Below are 16,066 nucleotides of genomic sequence, written 5' to 3'. Positions count from 1 at the left end.
AAAAGTTAGGTGGGTATCAGCCCAACTCCCATAAATCCCAGTGTTTTCAACCCGTATTTATCAGCCAAAATATTGTAGTAAAAGAGGAAGATGAATATTTATGCTTTTAGAGTTAAGACAATTGAGGATTCAACCGGGACAGCAACTGTTACTTGAGGACGTTAGTTGGCAGCAATTTGAAAATATTTTGGCGGAATTAGGCGAACATCGCGCTGCTAGAATTTCCTATAGTCATGGTTTTTTAGAAATGATGGTTCCCTTACCTGAACATGAAAAAGCCAAAGAAATTATTGGCGATATAGTCAAAATTTTACTGAATGAACTAAATATCAATTATGATGCCTTAGGTTCAACCACCCTCAAAAACGAGAAAATGAGTCAGGGAGTAGAACCGGATACTTGTTTTTATATTCAAAATCAAGCGGCAGTTATTGGTAAAAATCGCATAAATTTAAGTGTAGATCCACCCCCAGACTTAGCCATAGAAATTGATTTAACTTCTCGCACGCAATTGGAAAATTATCAAATTTTGGGAGTACCAGAACTTTGGCGATATGGAAAACAAGGCTTACAAATTAACGTCTTGCAAGGCGGAAAATATATAGAGTCAAATTTTAGTCCTACTTTTCCAAATATTTCGATAATTGAGCTAGTCAATCAATACGTTCAGCAAAGTCAAGTTGTTGGTAGCAGCCAAGCAATTCAAGCTTTTAGAAAAGAACTTAAGAAAAAACCTTGACAGCATCACCCACTATAGATACCTGCACCCGTGCGCCTATAGGTAAGGCTAAATCAGTGATTGTCCGAGCGTGAAGTTCTTGTCCAGAAGCAGTTTTTAAACAATATAGATACTCACGCCCTAAAAATCGTCGGCTGCGAATGACTACCGAAGAATCGTTAGCTGGTTTTAAAATAAAGTCTTCTTGGCGAATCATAATTTCGCCTGTTTCCGTAGCATGATTAATTGGTAACTCAAAACTACCAACTTCAGTTTCCCATAAATTACCTTGGCGACGGGCAGGTAGGAAATTCGCTTGTGTAACAAACTCAGCCACAAATCTAGAGGCTGGATGAGTATAAATTTCTTCTGGTGTACCTAATTGTTCTAAGTGTCCCTGTCGCATCACACCTACAACATCAGAAATAGCTAGTGCTTCTTCTTGATCGTGAGTCACAAAAATGGCTGAAGTGCCGGCTGCTTTGAGAATATCTCGAATTTCTTCCCGCAATCGTAATCTCACTTGGATATCGAGATTACTTAAAGGTTCATCTAACAGCATTAGTTGCGGTTGGGGTGCTAAGGCGCGGGCTAGGGCGACTCGTTGCTGTTGTCCACCAGATAGTTCATAAGGGTAGCGTTTTTCTAGGCCTTCGAGTCTTACCAGTTCAATAACTTCGCTGATACGTTTTTGTATTTGCTGTTTACTAGCTTGTTTCAACCCAAAGGCGACATTTTCTGCCACGGTTAAATGGGGAAACAAGGCATAATCTTGAAACACAATGCCGATATCACGCTGTTCTGCGGGCACACAAATAGAGCGATCGCATACTACCTTTGCACCTATTTCAATTTGTCCTGATTGCAGGCGCTCAAAACCCGCAATTAGTCGCAACAGGGTAGTTTTACCACAACCAGAGGGGCCGAGCAATCCCAAGACATCCCCTTGTTGCAATGTTAGAGAAACGTTATTCACAGCAGGAGAGGGATTGTCAGCAAACTGCTTGGTGACATTCTGTAATTGGACAATTGCTTGTTGCATAGTGAAAATTAGAGTTTGGTTTTGATTTCTACTTGGGGTGTGACTTGCTCTTTTTTGATGTTTTCTTGGGATAGCACCAATAATGTTGAACCCATAGACACCAATAGCATCGCTAAGGATGAGGCCGCAGCATCAGCAAAATCTACGTTTTCTGTGGCTTGCCAAATTTGTGTTGCTAAGGTGCCAAAGCCTATGGGTGCTAGCAGCATCGTGGCTGGTAGTTCTTTAATAGCTGTGAGAAACACCAATACTGCACCGCTAAGTACACCAGGCCTAACTAAAGGTAGAGTGACTTCTCTTAAGGTTTGCCAAGAATTTCTGCCTAAGCTGCGTGCTGATTCTTCTAGCTGAGGATTGACTTGTAATAAACAAGTGCGGACTGTGCCGACTGATTGGGGTAAAAATAATACTAAGTATGCAAATATGAGCATTGGCAAAGTTTGATACAAAAATGGTAAGTAATTTGCACCAAAAAATACCAACGATAAAGCCACAACAATTCCCGGTAAACCAAAGCCTACATAAGAACAGCGCTCAATAATAGCGGTAGTTCTTGTGGGAAATCTGACTGATAAAATTGCTATAGGTAAGGCAAATATAGTAGTAGCTATAGCGGCTAATCCAGCTGCGGAAACTGAGTTGAGGATGCTGGGTAATAAATTAGGAAAGTTGTAGCCAGTATTAAGTCCGCGAATTAACCAAAATAAGGTAATGCCTACTGGTAACACTACACCGAAGCTAGTGATCAGTAAGCAAAAAGCCATAGCCGGCCATTTCCAAATTCCCAACTTGACAATTTTGGGTGGACGCAAAGAAGCAGAACCACGACTGTAATATGCAGCCCGCGATCGCACTCGATATTCTAGCCATAAAATTAATAATACTAATGCCACCAACATCAGTGCCAAAACAGCGGCTGTGTTGCGATTAAAGCTGGCTTTGTATTGAATGAAAATTGCTCTGGTAAAAGCATCAAACCGCATCAACGAAGGTGTACCAAAGTCACGTAATGAATACAAAGCTACTAATAATCCTCCCGCAACCATTGATGGTTTTAACTGGGGTAACACTACCTTAAAGAAAGTTTCTCTACTGGTGTAACCCAAACTGCGGGCGGCTTCCTCTATGGAAGGATCTATGCCTTGTAGTCCAGAACGCACACTTAATAGTAGATAAGGATAGGTAAATAAGGTGATGGCTAAAACTGTCCCTGGAAAACCATAAATAGAAGGTAATTCTTCTATTCCCAAAGGTTGCAGCAATAACTGTAAAAAGCTACCTCTTGGCGCTAAGGTAGCAATTAAAGCAAAACTACCCACATAGCTAGGAACTGCTAAGGGTAGTGTGGTTGCTATTAACCAAAAACTTCTGCCGGGTAAATCTGTCCGTACAGTTAAAAATGCCAATGGTACAGCAATCAGTGTGGAAAATAAAGTCACTGTGGCTGCCATTGCGGCACTGTTGAAGAAAATGGTGATATTGCGGGGACGAGAGATCAATGCCCAAAACTCATCCCCACCAATACCTACAGCACGGATCACCAAGTAGACTAACGGCAAAGTAATGGCAACTGCGACTACCGCCGCCGCTAGAATCAGGAATAATGGAGGGCGAACCGAAGATTTCAACTTTTACAAAACTCCTGCCTGCTGTAATAATTCTAAGGTTCCTGGCAAATCGTTTAAGTTTGTCAGGTTCACATTAGGTGTCTTTATCTGAACTTAGTAGTAATTGATTGGCTGGCCCTGCTACGCCTGAAACTACAGGATATTCATTAGTCTGTTTGGCAAAGTAAGTTTGTGAACTTGGTTTGAGCAAGTAGCCAATGAATTTTTCCACTGCGGCTTTTTGCTTGGTTGAGTTCATGATGGCTACACCGGCGATGTTAATCATCTTCCCAGACTCCATTTTTCCTTACTAGGAAGTTTTTGCAATAATTTTGCTATTTTTTACTAGTACCATTAACTTGTACTGGTAAGCAAGAAAACTTTTGAAAGAATTAATTTTTTCTTGGCATACCAGACTCCAAGCTGTTATCAACAGTCTAAATGACCGCTGTTTGCTGCATTAACTTTAATGTATTATCCAAATCGTTGAGGTTACTCAAATCAATTTTTTTGGCTTGTGTTTGTAGTTGAGTGAGTGATTTGAGATTGCCTTTAGGTTCAACTCCCGCAGCTAAAGGATACTCAAATGTTTGACCAGCAAAGTAGTTTTGAGCATTTTCATTCAGCATAAATTCGACAAATCTTTGGGCAATATTTGGATGGTTAGCAGTATTGAGAATTGCCACACCAGCGACATTTACCAAAGAACCAATATCTTCAGTGAAATGATGTTCTACTGGAACGTCGGGATTATCTTGTTTGATGCGTTGCAAGTAATAGTGATTGACGAATCCTACACTTGCTTCGCCACGAGACAATGCTTCTACTATTGATGTATTGTTGGGAAAAACTTGAGGATCATTAGCTTTGATACCTTCTAGCCATTCCTTAGCGCGTTCCTCGCCCTCAGCAACTCGTAAACCTGTGACAAAAGATTGAAATGAGCCATTGGTGGGGGCCCAAGCAATTCTTCCTTTCCATTTCGGGTCAGTAAAACCGAAGATAGATGATGGTAATTCCTCAGCTTTGACTAAATTAGTGTTGTAATCAACTGTACGCACTCTACCAGTAACACCTATCCATTGCCCCTCTGGGGAACGATAAGCACTATCTACCTGATTCAGCAATGATGTTGGTAACTGTACTGTTCTCCCTGCTTTTTGCAAAGCGCCGAGAGCGCCTGCATCTTGACTAAAAAATACATCAGCAGGGCTATTTTGTCCTTCTTCTAAAATTGCTGATGCTAACTCAGCCGTATCACCATAACGGACTTGAATTTTAGCATTAGTTTGTTGTTCAAACTGCTTAATTAGTTCACCAATCAGCTTTTCGTTGCGCCCTGAATATACAACTAATTCGTTTTCTAACTCTGGGGCAGCTTGGTTTTGATTAGGATTAGTATCACAAGCGATCGCTAATCCACCACTAGCCGTTGCTAGTCCCACTACATAAATAAATTGGCGACGCTTCATAATTTCCTCCGATAACAAAAAACTATTACATAAAATATTTCTAATACAAGAAATAGTCTTGTATTAAAAAACCCAGTTTTTCACATTACAGAATAAGCAAAATAATAGTGGTTTTCATAAACTAATTATTTTACTTGTTTCTTGAATTATGTCATTTTTTTATCATATATTATCAATAATTAATATGAATAAAATTCCAATAAATACTTGATAATAGTTTCTATTAAATCAAAAAGGTTGCCAAAAAGCAATACAGATAAGAATTATTCTCTAATACTAATTGGGTGTGAGATATCAATCATGTTGTCAAATCAACGCCAGTTGCTCATGGGGGAAACCACGCCAGTTCCTGCTCTGCGAGAAGCCGAGCAGAGCGACTCTACAAGTCGGCGTAGCGCAAGAGCGTGCAAGGCTACGGTGTACACAGAAGCCTTTAAAAGCTTAATTCTTCGTTGGTAATTAAGCATATTTAAGCCCCTCTCCGCGTCGGAGAGGGTTTGGTGAGAGGTTCATAGAACTCACGATATATCAGGGCGGGGACGCTCACTGGGATCATCTAAACTAGTATTTACTCAAAGAGCGTAAATTTAGGAGTAAACCTCTGTCTCTGCAAATTATTAATGTTCCCCCCTCCACTTCTCAACCACCCACAGGTTTAATCGTCTGCTTACATGGTTGGGGAGCTAATGCTGAAGATGCAGCATCTTTATTACCTTTTTTCAACTTACCAAATTACCAGTTTATATTTCCCAATGCCCCCTTTCCTCATCCTCATGCGCCTACAGGTAAGGCGTGGTATGACCTGAGAAGGGAGAATATGTATGAAGGTTTAGCAGAAAGTAAGCAAATGCTCATGGATTTGCTGCAATCTTTAGAAAGTACTACAGGAGTGCCGTTATCGCGCACGATTTTGAGTGGATTTTCTCAAGGTGGGGCAATGACTTTGGATGTAGGATTACAATTGCCTTTAGCTGGATTAGTAGTGATGAGTGGATATTTGCATCCCGATGTAGTCACAACAGCTAAAAGAGATTTTTCACCAACAATAATTATGCATGGTAGGTACGATGAAGTTGTACCACTGCAAGCTGCTTTAAAAACACGAGAAACCGCAGCATCTCTAGGCGTTGCCGTAGAATATCACGAGTTTGACACAGGACACGAAATTAGCCCACAAATGTTAGAAGTGCTGCGAAGATTCGTAATCAATGCTATTGCTTAGTCTGGAGTACAAATTCTTGCCAAAATTTGGGAAAAATCCTGAAAGTTTTTAGGAAATACATGTCCTCTAATGAGTAAGATAGATTGGGTGGGTGCGTTAAGCGCAACTTAACCCGTGCTGAGTGCGAATTCTGCATAAGGGAGGGGCAAGCATTATGAAAACTCTAAGCATTTCCCAGAAAGAAATTTCTGCTATGACTACAGCAGATGTGGAAGAGTTGGCTAATCGTCTGGAGCTAGATAATTACAGCAATGCTTTTGAGGGTTTAAATGATTGGCATCTACTGCGAGCGATCGCGTTTCAGCGTCCGGAGTTAGTAGAACCTTATGCCTATCTGTTAGACTTAGAAGCCTACGACGAAGCTTAATAATTAATTTTGGATTTTGGATTGGGGTTAACTAGCTAAAATCAGAGATATTGATCTGTACTGTGCCAATGCCGTCTGCGTTAATTCCCAAATCCGATCTTAAACATCCAAAATTGAATAAGGTTCTAATTGGTGTAGGCGGCGGTATCGCCGCTTACAAAGTCTGTGAAATAGTTTCCACGCTATTTAAAACTGGTGTAGAAATCCGCGTAATTCTCACCCATTCTGCACAAAAATTTATCACGCCCTTAACTTTAGCTACCTTATCGCGTCATTGTGCATACACAGATGACGATTTTTGGCAACCAATTCACTCACGTCCGCTGCATATCGAGTTAGGTGAATGGGCAGATTTGTTAGTTATTGCACCTTTAACGGCGAATACATTAGCCAAGCTCACTTATGGGATGGCTGACAATTTGCTGACAAATACGGTACTAGCTTCAACCTGTCCTGTGTTGTTAGCACCAGCCATGAATACAGATATGTGGGAACAGGCGGCAGTACAGCGAAATTGGCGACAGTTACTCACAGATAACCGATATCATGGACTGGGTACAGCATCAGGTTTATTAGCTTGCGATCGCATCGGTGCTGGGAGGATGGCAGAACCTCCAGAAATTGTCACTTACATTCAATCACTGTTACACACCCGTGGCAAACGCGATTTAGTTGGTAAGCGTGTATTAATTAGTGCTGGGGGTACACAAGAATATCTTGACCCCGTAAGATATATTGGTAATCCCTCCACAGGGAAAATGGGACTAGCCTTAGCACAAGCAGCATGGCATCGCGGGGCAAATGTGACGTTAGTTCATGGCCCAGCTAACTGGGATGTGCCTTTAGGAGTGCAAGCTGTATCTGTGGTTACTGCGGAAGAAATGCAGCAAGTAATGCAGTCAAATTTACATCATGCTGATATCATCGTCATGTCCGCCGCCGTAGCAGATGTCAAACCCAGAGATTATAGTACAGAGAAATTACCCAAGCGATCGCTTCCCCAAACCTTACCGCTAGAACGAGTACCAGATATCATTGCTCAATTAGCAAAACTCAAACAACCCCATCAAAGTTTAATCGGGTTCGCCGCCCAGACAGGAGATATTATCACTCCTGCAAAAGAAAAGTTGCAGAATAAGAACTTAGATATTATTGTTGCTAATCCCATTGATAAACCTGACAGTGGTTTTGGCAGTGATAATAATCAAGCCATATTTTTAGATAAGCAAGGACGACAAATAGAAATTGCACCTTGTTCTAAATTAGACATGGCGCATCATTTGTTTGATTTTGTTTTATTTTGACAAAGTTCCCTAATCCCTCGTTCTCCAATCTTCAGTAGCGCGCCAAGACACAAAAAGTTCTGTTTGCGTCGTGTTGGTGTATTGACATCTATAATTACATCATTTAGTGTAAACAGTAATTAATGTAAAAAATATCTGATTACAGTTATGTACTTTGAAAACGTGCGTCAATGGCAGGGAACTGCGGATGTACTTACAAAAGAACTTAAACGCCAGATTGAACACCTTAAACTTTCAATCGAACCACCAGCCTTACGAACCGTGCGGTCATGGAGAGCAAAGCAACTTTTATCACAACCTAAAGGGAGAGAATTTGGCTTTCGTCAAATTTTAGAGGGATTGGCAACAACTTTACTACTAAAGAAGGGTTGGACACTAGCAGCGATCGCTCAAATTTTACCGTCTTTCTCAGAAGAGACTTTGGAGATCCAAATTCTGGCAGAGGCTCAAGGTCAAGACCCTACATGGCTACCCACAATTACTGCAACTCCTTTACCGTTACCGACTGGACACAGACCAGCAATACATCTGGCAGAAGATGCTGTAGTTTTGTTTGCACAAGGAATTATTCGCCAATATGACCGAGTGCTACCGGGTCAACAAATTGTTCGTCAAGAGGATAGTACATTGCCGCCAGAACTCTATCAAGCAATGTGCAAATTAGGTCGTTTATATATTGAAGAAGGACAATGCGATCGCGCGGCTTGTGTACACACTGTTTTGGATAACGCACGCTACCCGCTTGGTTCTGAGCGTTGGGGGTTAGGAATTTTTAGCCAATCAGATTTTCGCTTTGCTAACGCAACCATCATTGATCCAGATTTGCGAGTTCCTACCTCAGACTGTGCAGAGATTGCCAACCTCAGTGGCGGTTTTGGGGAAAATAATGTCATTGAACATCGGCTTTATACTGAGTTATGCGATGCAACTCAAAGGTTGGGCGGCCGTCGTCAACACAAAGCTTACACTGCATTACGAGAGTTGCTGGGTAGGTATTCCCTAATAGGACAACGTCAACTATTTGATTATTTAGTTGACAATGACTTAACTCCTTTACAGGGAATGATCATTGATAGATTTTTCGACCTAGTACCGGATATTTGGCTAATTGATGGTTTAGCACACCGTTGCGCCCACTGTGGCACACTTATGCGACCTCACCCTAACAATAGACTTTTTGCACAAGGGCGTTGTCCTATTCGTCAGTGTATTGGTCATGAATTGCCAAAAGTATCTGAGAAACTAGATCCCGACAAAGATATTTTACGAATTGCCAAGCCGCAAATTCTTACTTACTGGACAGGCCCAGCAATTGATGAATTAAAGATATTTGATACAGCTAGAGAAAACGGACTAGATGCTGAACTTTATCCAGAATCGGATTTATGCGATATAGCGATTAATGAAAAAGCTATTGGCATTGATGCTAAGTCTTACACAAGTCCGGTGACTTTAGCTTTGCGGCTCAATCGTAGTATTGGCGGTCTGATTTATTATCGTCGTCGGATTTTGGCTGTGAGCGATCGCTTAATTGAGGATAATTCAAGTTACATCTCTACCCTCAAATCAACACTTGATAAAAAAGGTGATGCGGCCAGTTTAGAGATTATGTCAGTTTCCGCCGTCATTGAGTTTTTAAAGAAGATGCCCTATGCGAACCAAACCTGATTTTTGGAAAGGTGCAGAGCGAATTTGTTGGCTTTGCGTCTTTATGGAAGAATTTATCGGTACTAATTCACTGGAATATGCACCAGTAGTCATGTCAGGTATGGCCAGCATTTTAAATGCACCTACCTTTGCACAAGCTCGTCAAGCTATTTTCAATATGCGCCAAATGTCACTGGCTTATGTAACGCACCAGTCAGTGAAGCACGCGATCGCTCTCTATAACAATTATCATTACTCGAACAATACTCAAGGGACGTATGAAATTGATATTGAAACGCTTCAGTTTCACAGGACTGATGCTTTAGAAGATTCGCAAATTACAAAGGCGCGGCAAATTCTCAGTTCCCCTTTACCCTACGATAACTATGGTTTTACAGTTGCCGATCCTCGTCAGCCAATGGCTGTGGCGTTAGGTGAAGACTCAACCTCCGTGAAGTTAGACATTCCGCGTATATCTGCCCCGATTGCTGCACATCGTACCCATTCCCTCAATCGCCAACCAAGAGGAAAGATTCGCATTCCCTTAAAAGAACTGTGTGATTTGGCTCGTAAAATGGACGAGCGTGAACAGCAATATCCTGAACGACGACCTGGAAACTGGGCAGATCGCTTTAAACGCTTTGACCTGATGGTTTCAGAGGCTGGAAAAGGACTGCGGAAAGAAGATGATGTACTGGAATTAGAGGATATTAAACACTTAATTGGTTTACCAGGGTCGGGTAAAACTACCTTGCTGGTATTGATAGCTGTCTGGTTGGGGCTACATGATTATAAAGCAATGTTTGTGTTTCCCTCTATTGAAGTTGCTAGACAGTACATGGCTGATTTGGCATTTCATCAAGTTAAGGTGGGAATGCTTGTCGGTCAAGGTGATGAAACTCGTCGTCGCCATGCAGATAATATTGCAGAAGCGATCGCCGCTACAGGAAACAATGGTGGTTTTGCTTACACCTTAGAACAGGCAGAAGTTTTTGGACTGAACTGCGTTCTACCAGCCTTTTCAACTGCGGATATGTCTTTGTGGGGCTTTGGTTATGCACCTTGCAATGAGGTATTGCAAGGAGGGGGGAAACAGGGAAAGATGAAAAAATGCCTGTGTCCCCTCTGGACAATGTGCGGTCGTAACAAAGCACAGCGAGATTTATTGGATGCTAATATTTGGGTTGGTCATGTGCGATCGCTCGATACTCAAATATCACCCCATGCGACTTACGAACAAATCCGATATTTTGAATTAATTGCCCGTACCTTCGACCTAGTGGTTTTCGACGAAGGCGACATGGTGCAGAAAGTCTTAGATGATTATGGCGCTGCAACTTTAAGTATTTCTGGCTCAGAACACTCAATTCATAGAGTCATTCTCGAACAAATTCATAATCGCTTTGCTCGTGGTGAAAACTATCGACTATTTGATCGGGATATAGAACTTTACAGTCGTGACTTAGCGGAATTTGGTAATCATAATACCTCTTTGATTACCACCATCCATAATATGTCAGGGTCGCGGGTAAAAGAACGCTACGAAAATCAATTGTTGACTGTATTACGAATTGTTAGCGAACTCTTGAATATTCTGAAAAAATCTACTAAACAAGATGAAATTGATGAACAAGAGGTCAACACAGAAGTTACCAGAAGTCGAGCGTTAGCTGAATTTTGGGAAAAAGCAGCATATAACGCCTTTTATGACCGCACAGGTGTTAATAACCCTCAAGATTTTAAAGCAGATTTTTGGCCTCATTATATAGGAATAAACAAAGAAACCTTAGAACAACAATGGAAGACTCTCATTAATCATTTTCGTCGCTACTTAGCTGAAAATCTGATTAAACAACGTGATGCGATTGTCCAAGAAATTATTGAATTATTTTTCAAACTCTGTTTTCCCAAGCATCAATTAACTATCGAAGCTGAGGATTTAATTAAATTACTGATAACTGTTACATTCGTAATTCTAGGTTATCAGCGAATTGTACCAGGAACAAGAACAATGGTTGCGGAAGGCTTCATTCGTGATCCAATTGTAGAATCCACTGCATCACCAGAACTAAGAAAATTTATTCCAGAAAGCATTTTAGGTTCATTTTCTGGTGTGCAATACAGTTTTTTCAAAGCACAAACAACGCGCACTGCTGCGAGAAATATGGAATTATCCTACATTACATTTGTAGGTGCGCCTCGGATGTTAATGCACCGCTTTCATCGGTTGTTAGAAGCAGATAATGGACAAGCAAGCCCAGCTATTTTAATTACCTCAGCTACATCATTTTTACAAGCAAGTCCAGCCTATCATATTAACGCCGGGCCACATTATTTACTCAAAGCACGTCAGCCAAAAAATCATACATCAGCAAAAAGCATTTATCGTTTCAAATGGTTTCCAGATAGCCAACGGGGTGATCAACCTTTACTATACAGTGGCGCAGGCGATACCGATTTGCAGAAACGTAATCTTCAACTGATGGTAGATGCTCTTGTTAAAGGAGGAACTACTAAATCTGAAATTTATAAAGCTATGGATAAATTTGATGTCAAGTCTGGTATTCGACGCAAAGCCGCTTTAGTTGTCAACAGTTATGACCAAGCTCGTCAGATTAAGAAATACATCAATAACTATTATCCTGACATTGGTAGGCATACAAAAGCAGTTGTTAACTCCTTGAGAGAAGGGGAACAACCAAGGGATTTTATCACTTCTGCTCAATGTGAAGCATTAGGAGATGATGAAAACTGTGATATTTTAATTTTTCCCATGCTGGCAATTGGTAGAGGTGTCAACATAGTTTTCACCAAAGGGGACAGGAAACTAGATGCAGCAATTGGCTCAATTTACTTCCTCACTCGTCCTCACTCTACCAAAAATGATATGCAACTTTTGTACAGCTTGGCAGGACGAGCAACACAAGAATTTGATAGTCGAGTTTTTAGTGAAACAGAAGATTTGAATGCCATAACAACAGCTTGGCGACAATCAAGAAAAGACCTCTGGTTAACTGCCAATAGATTGTTACGTGAACCCTTAATGGCAAGCCGTTTGGGGACTGAACTATTCAAATCATTTACGGCTAATCAAATGGTAGCTATTCTGCAAACAATTGGTCGAGGGATGCGGAATGGATGCCCAGTATCAGTTTACTTTGTTGATGCAGCTTGGGCTAAAAAATCAACAGAAGATAAACCCGACTCTGGACGAGATAGTATGCTAGTTCAGATGCGAATTATTTTAGAAGAATGTGTGAACCATGAAGACCCCGTGATTCGAGAAATTTATCAAGAACTGTATGGCGCATTTCTAGAACCTTTACAGCGCATTCAAGGAGTAATTTATCCTGATGAATTACATTCTTTAGAAGAATCGGCGGATGAAGAAGAAGGTTTTGACGAGTTTTCAACATTACTGGAGATGTAAAAATGACTAATAACTTTGTTGATGAAACTGAATTGGAAGAAGATTTATTAGCAGAAGAGGAAGACGAAGAAACTGAAGGTGATTGCGTATCAGATACATTGTATATTCAGCAATGCTTCAAATCAATTGAAGAATTTCCTTTAGCTTTTACCGTACCAGATAATCTTTCTCCAATCATGGTAGAGGGTTATACTCTTAGTTGGACAAAAGTAGGTTTGCAATGTTTTAAAGAAATTCAAAAAGGAGCTAATGTCAAAAACCTCCCCTATGCCTCATTGCGAGGTTTTCTACAAGTAGTATTAGAAGATGCTACGCGAATTGAACCGGATGTGGGTCTTAGCAAGTATGACTGGAATTATGCTAAAGCTGATGTTGTGCCAGAACCTTTTGTTTACTTGACTGGTAGCAATGAAGAAGAAATAAATAAAGCACTTCGCCCAATTATTAACGATTGGTTCACAAATCATCTCAGACCTTTTGCTGAAGAAGAAGATATACCAGTAGGCATTATTGACCGCTTAGAAGATTTGCACGAAAGGAGAGAGTTATTACAAATTTCTCAACTCAAATCTCAAGTATTACCTTGGAGTTGGTCTAAACAGACAGGTACAACTCAACCAAAAGACCCAAACAATAAATATGCTTATCGAATGCTTGCAGATTATGTAGCTCGACAAATTGCTGGAAAAGTTATTTTTCCAGGTTTAGGGCCGATAAAACGCACTATTTTCAGCAATGGTACATTTACTTCTGGTGTTGCAGAACTAATTACTGATCCGATTAGCTTGGAGGATACAAAAGGAAAATTTAGTTTTGTAGTAAGTTTAAAAATTATTAATTACCCATCTTTTCATCAACCTTTATTACAAATTGAAGTTTCTAAACGTCGCTGGTTGACTCAGTTAAAGGCTCCTAAATATGACCGCAATAATATTAGCGGTTTCATCTTTTCTCAAGAGCATAATGATAGAGCCTTTAGCTATCAAGTCAAATGCGAGCGAGATAAAAACAGCAAAAATGGCGAAACTAACAAAGAAGAAAAAGTAAAATGGGTTTGGAAAACAGATACAGAGTTTGAAATACTGCGTAGCAAATTAAATCTGGGGTCATCTTGTGATGGTCAAGAAGTTGCTTTAGGTTCAGCTTCTACTAATAGCTGTAAGGTACTTCTAACTTACCGAAATGGACTTCAAGATAATTCAGAAGACGACGAAGAAACTTCTGAAAAATATGGTATCGAAACAGGTGTACCAGAAATTGATAAATTAGATGCTTTTGAGGCGATCGCTAAAATTCTTCAACCATTAGGAATCGAAATATTTCAGGATTACACAGAAGTAAAATCTAAGCATAAACCAGATGATACAGCATCACGCATGATTAATCTTCCTACACTGCTTGGTGGTGTTTTGGAAGCTCTAGAAACAGATGCTAACTTGGAATTTACCCCGAAATATCTCGATCAACTCAACGACCAACAAATTGATGATTTGCTAAATAAATACTTTAGCATTCGTTTAGAAGGGATTGATTGGGGAAGGAAAGCTCTTCAATTCAAAAGACGCACATTGAATCAGACAGCTGAACTTAAAGCCTTAATTCAAGCAAACCAAACAGCAATACAACGATTGTATCCTAATGAACGACCTTTATTATTTATATTTTATGAATCTCAGTTAAAAACGGAAGCAAAACTGTTGCAGAAAGTTGCTCAACTTTTGTGGGGAAAAACGCTTGAAATAGAAATTAATCACTTGCCAAAAGATACCCACGGACCAAGAGAAGGTTTACCAGGAAAACAGTTAAATGCTAAAGAGCGTTCAAATGAGCGAATTAAAGCATGGGAATCTACTGCACAACAGATTAAAAAGTTCAATCAGCCAACTTTCTGCTTAATAATGGCGCGACAGTTTTATCCAAATCCTAATGGTCAAAACACTGTTAAACCTGACGATAAGGTTAATAAACCCTCAACCCGCAAAGCATTAGCAATGGCTGGTTTTGGTGTCCAGTTTCTATTACCCATTGAAAATAAAAGGAAAACAAACGGTCTTAAACTTGCAGACTTTTTCCATCGGATGCAGTCAGCATTGAAAGATTTGCTCTTTGCTCATTCTGGTCGCATTGATGATATCAAAGAAAAAGTTGATAAGTATCTGCAAAATATTTCACCAGAGGCTAGACCAAAAGAAATTATTTCAGTTACAATCGAACGAAAACAAAAAGGTCGCGTTCGTGGCAAAATTGAAAATACATTTTTACCCATAGCAATGCGCCTCAATGTAGATACGGGAAAATGTGAATTTCGCTGTGCTTATGAAAAAGGAAACAGTTTAGAAACCAGTCCGTGGGAAAGTTTTGCTAATGCACGAGCTTTTATTTCTCAACTTACTCCCATTAAGCTAGGTAATGATAAAAAGGTGTGCCAGACTCGATTCATGGAATTTGTGAAACAGATTATTTCTGAATCTGTGGAAGCAGGTAAGCAACCGTTAGTGATGATTGATTATACCAACTGCGTTCAACTATGGTCTTGGTTAGCTGATAGCAGAATTAATGTTAAACAAATTAACCTTGGTCAGGAGCATGAAAATATGGAGGTTGACTGGCAAGGCGCACGTATAATTCGTATACGCCAAGGATTTGCCCCTGGTTTTATTGAGAAAAAAGCCAGACACTTAATAGAAACCTCTGTAGAAGATACCAGAACTAAAGAGGAACTAAAAAACCTGCCATCTGCGCTAGAAATTCCCTCAGCATCTAGTGCAAAAGGGTTATTCCGACTCAGTGCAACTAAGCAAACTGGATGCGTAGCTTATCTATCTGTGGCGCGTGAATTACCACATCAATATACTCGTGGACAAAGTTGCTATCGCTCAACCGACACTTTAGTTAAAAAAACGGATGATTCTAAAAAACAAATTTGTAACAAAGCTGGGTTAAAGGTACATCAACTCACTAAAAAAGCTCCTTTTACTGGTCGCTGGCCTACTCCCAACCCCCTGGAGATTGTTGTTACCTTACGTCAACCAGAAGATAACGCTGATGATTTAGCAGCTCTTGTAGAGTCACTGCGCTACGGCTTTGGTCATTACAGCGATTGGACTGCTTTACCTGCTCCCTTATTTTTTGAGCGAGTTGTGCGTGACTATATCAGCGATTTTACTATTGAGGATGAGGAAACTGAATCAGACTAAAATGTCTCACCACTAAACAACAAGCTTCCCAAGAAATCCACAACCCCACAACTTTAGGAT

General features: G+C 40.3%; 12 protein-coding genes. 8 read left to right on the top strand and 4 right to left on the bottom strand.

The genetic code is table 11. From position 1 onward, the window contains the following. The first annotated feature begins 100 nt into the window (after positions 1–100). Positions 101–739 carry a Uma2 family endonuclease gene (locus ACM0OT_RS08585; protein WP_414563945.1) on the top strand — a complete coding sequence of 213 codons (639 nt, stop codon included), beginning with the start codon at positions 101–103 and terminating at the stop codon, positions 737–739. Here ACM0OT_RS08585 and ACM0OT_RS08580 read toward each other — a convergent pair. The 4 genes from ACM0OT_RS08580 to ACM0OT_RS08565 form a co-directional block, all read right to left on the bottom strand. Then, positions 723–1,760 (bottom strand): ABC transporter ATP-binding protein, encoded by a 1,038-nt coding sequence (locus ACM0OT_RS08580; RefSeq protein ID WP_414563944.1) that lies wholly within the window; start codon positions 1,758–1,760, stop codon positions 723–725. The two genes, ACM0OT_RS08585 and ACM0OT_RS08580, sit on opposite strands and share 17 nt — an antisense overlap. 8 nt (positions 1,761–1,768) lie before the next feature. Beyond that, entirely contained in the window at positions 1,769–3,388 is a 1,620-nt protein-coding gene (locus ACM0OT_RS08575) for an ABC transporter permease (RefSeq protein WP_414563943.1), read from the bottom strand. Between the two features lie 73 nt (positions 3,389–3,461). Further along, the gene (locus ACM0OT_RS08570; protein ID WP_414563942.1) at positions 3,462–3,653 is read right to left on the bottom strand and encodes a hypothetical protein; all 192 of its coding nucleotides are present in this window, start codon (positions 3,651–3,653) and stop codon (positions 3,462–3,464) included. A gap of 151 nt (positions 3,654–3,804) precedes the next feature. Continuing rightward, positions 3,805–4,839 carry an iron ABC transporter substrate-binding protein gene (locus tag ACM0OT_RS08565; protein ID WP_414563941.1) on the bottom strand — a complete coding sequence of 345 codons (1,035 nt, stop codon included), beginning with the start codon at positions 4,837–4,839 and terminating at the stop codon, positions 3,805–3,807. A gap of 300 nt (positions 4,840–5,139) precedes the next feature. On the opposite strand from ACM0OT_RS08565, the gene ACM0OT_RS08560 reads away from it, so the two are divergent. The 7 genes from ACM0OT_RS08560 to ACM0OT_RS08530 all read left to right on the top strand — a co-directional run bounded on the left by ACM0OT_RS08560 (position 5,140) and on the right by ACM0OT_RS08530 (position 16,006). Continuing rightward, positions 5,140–5,298, top strand: a complete 159-nt coding sequence (locus ACM0OT_RS08560; protein ID WP_414563940.1) for a hypothetical protein — start codon at positions 5,140–5,142, stop codon at positions 5,296–5,298. A gap of 142 nt (positions 5,299–5,440) precedes the next feature. Then, positions 5,441–6,061: an alpha/beta hydrolase gene (locus ACM0OT_RS08555; RefSeq protein WP_414563967.1), complete on the top strand. Its 621-nt coding sequence runs from the start codon at positions 5,441–5,443 to the stop codon at positions 6,059–6,061. A gap of 154 nt (positions 6,062–6,215) precedes the next feature. Next, on the top strand, positions 6,216–6,428 hold the full coding sequence (locus ACM0OT_RS08550; protein ID WP_414544863.1) for a DUF2555 domain-containing protein: 213 nt from the start codon (positions 6,216–6,218) through the stop codon (positions 6,426–6,428). A gap of 68 nt (positions 6,429–6,496) precedes the next feature. Beyond that, complete coding sequence (gene coaBC / locus ACM0OT_RS08545; protein ID WP_414563939.1) at positions 6,497–7,732, top strand: bifunctional phosphopantothenoylcysteine decarboxylase/phosphopantothenate--cysteine ligase CoaBC; 1,236 nt, start codon at positions 6,497–6,499, stop codon at positions 7,730–7,732. Positions 7,733–7,879: 147 nt separating this feature from the next. Next, positions 7,880–9,400, top strand: a complete 1,521-nt coding sequence (locus tag ACM0OT_RS08540; RefSeq protein ID WP_414563938.1) for a hypothetical protein — start codon at positions 7,880–7,882, stop codon at positions 9,398–9,400. Beyond that, positions 9,384–12,809: a hypothetical protein gene (locus ACM0OT_RS08535; protein WP_414563937.1), complete on the top strand. Its 3,426-nt coding sequence runs from the start codon at positions 9,384–9,386 to the stop codon at positions 12,807–12,809. Before ACM0OT_RS08540 ends, ACM0OT_RS08535 begins: the two co-directional genes overlap by 17 nt. Positions 12,810–12,811: 2 nt before the next feature. Continuing rightward, entirely contained in the window at positions 12,812–16,006 is a 3,195-nt protein-coding gene (locus tag ACM0OT_RS08530; protein ID WP_414563936.1) for an RNaseH domain-containing protein, read from the top strand. Positions 16,007–16,066: the final 60 nt, after the last annotated feature.

Source organism: Anabaena sp. CCY 9613, from assembly GCF_963920895.1.
GTDB lineage: Bacteria > Cyanobacteriota > Cyanobacteriia > Cyanobacteriales > Nostocaceae > Cyanocohniella.
This window is presented reverse-complemented; position numbering and strand designations above follow the sequence as displayed.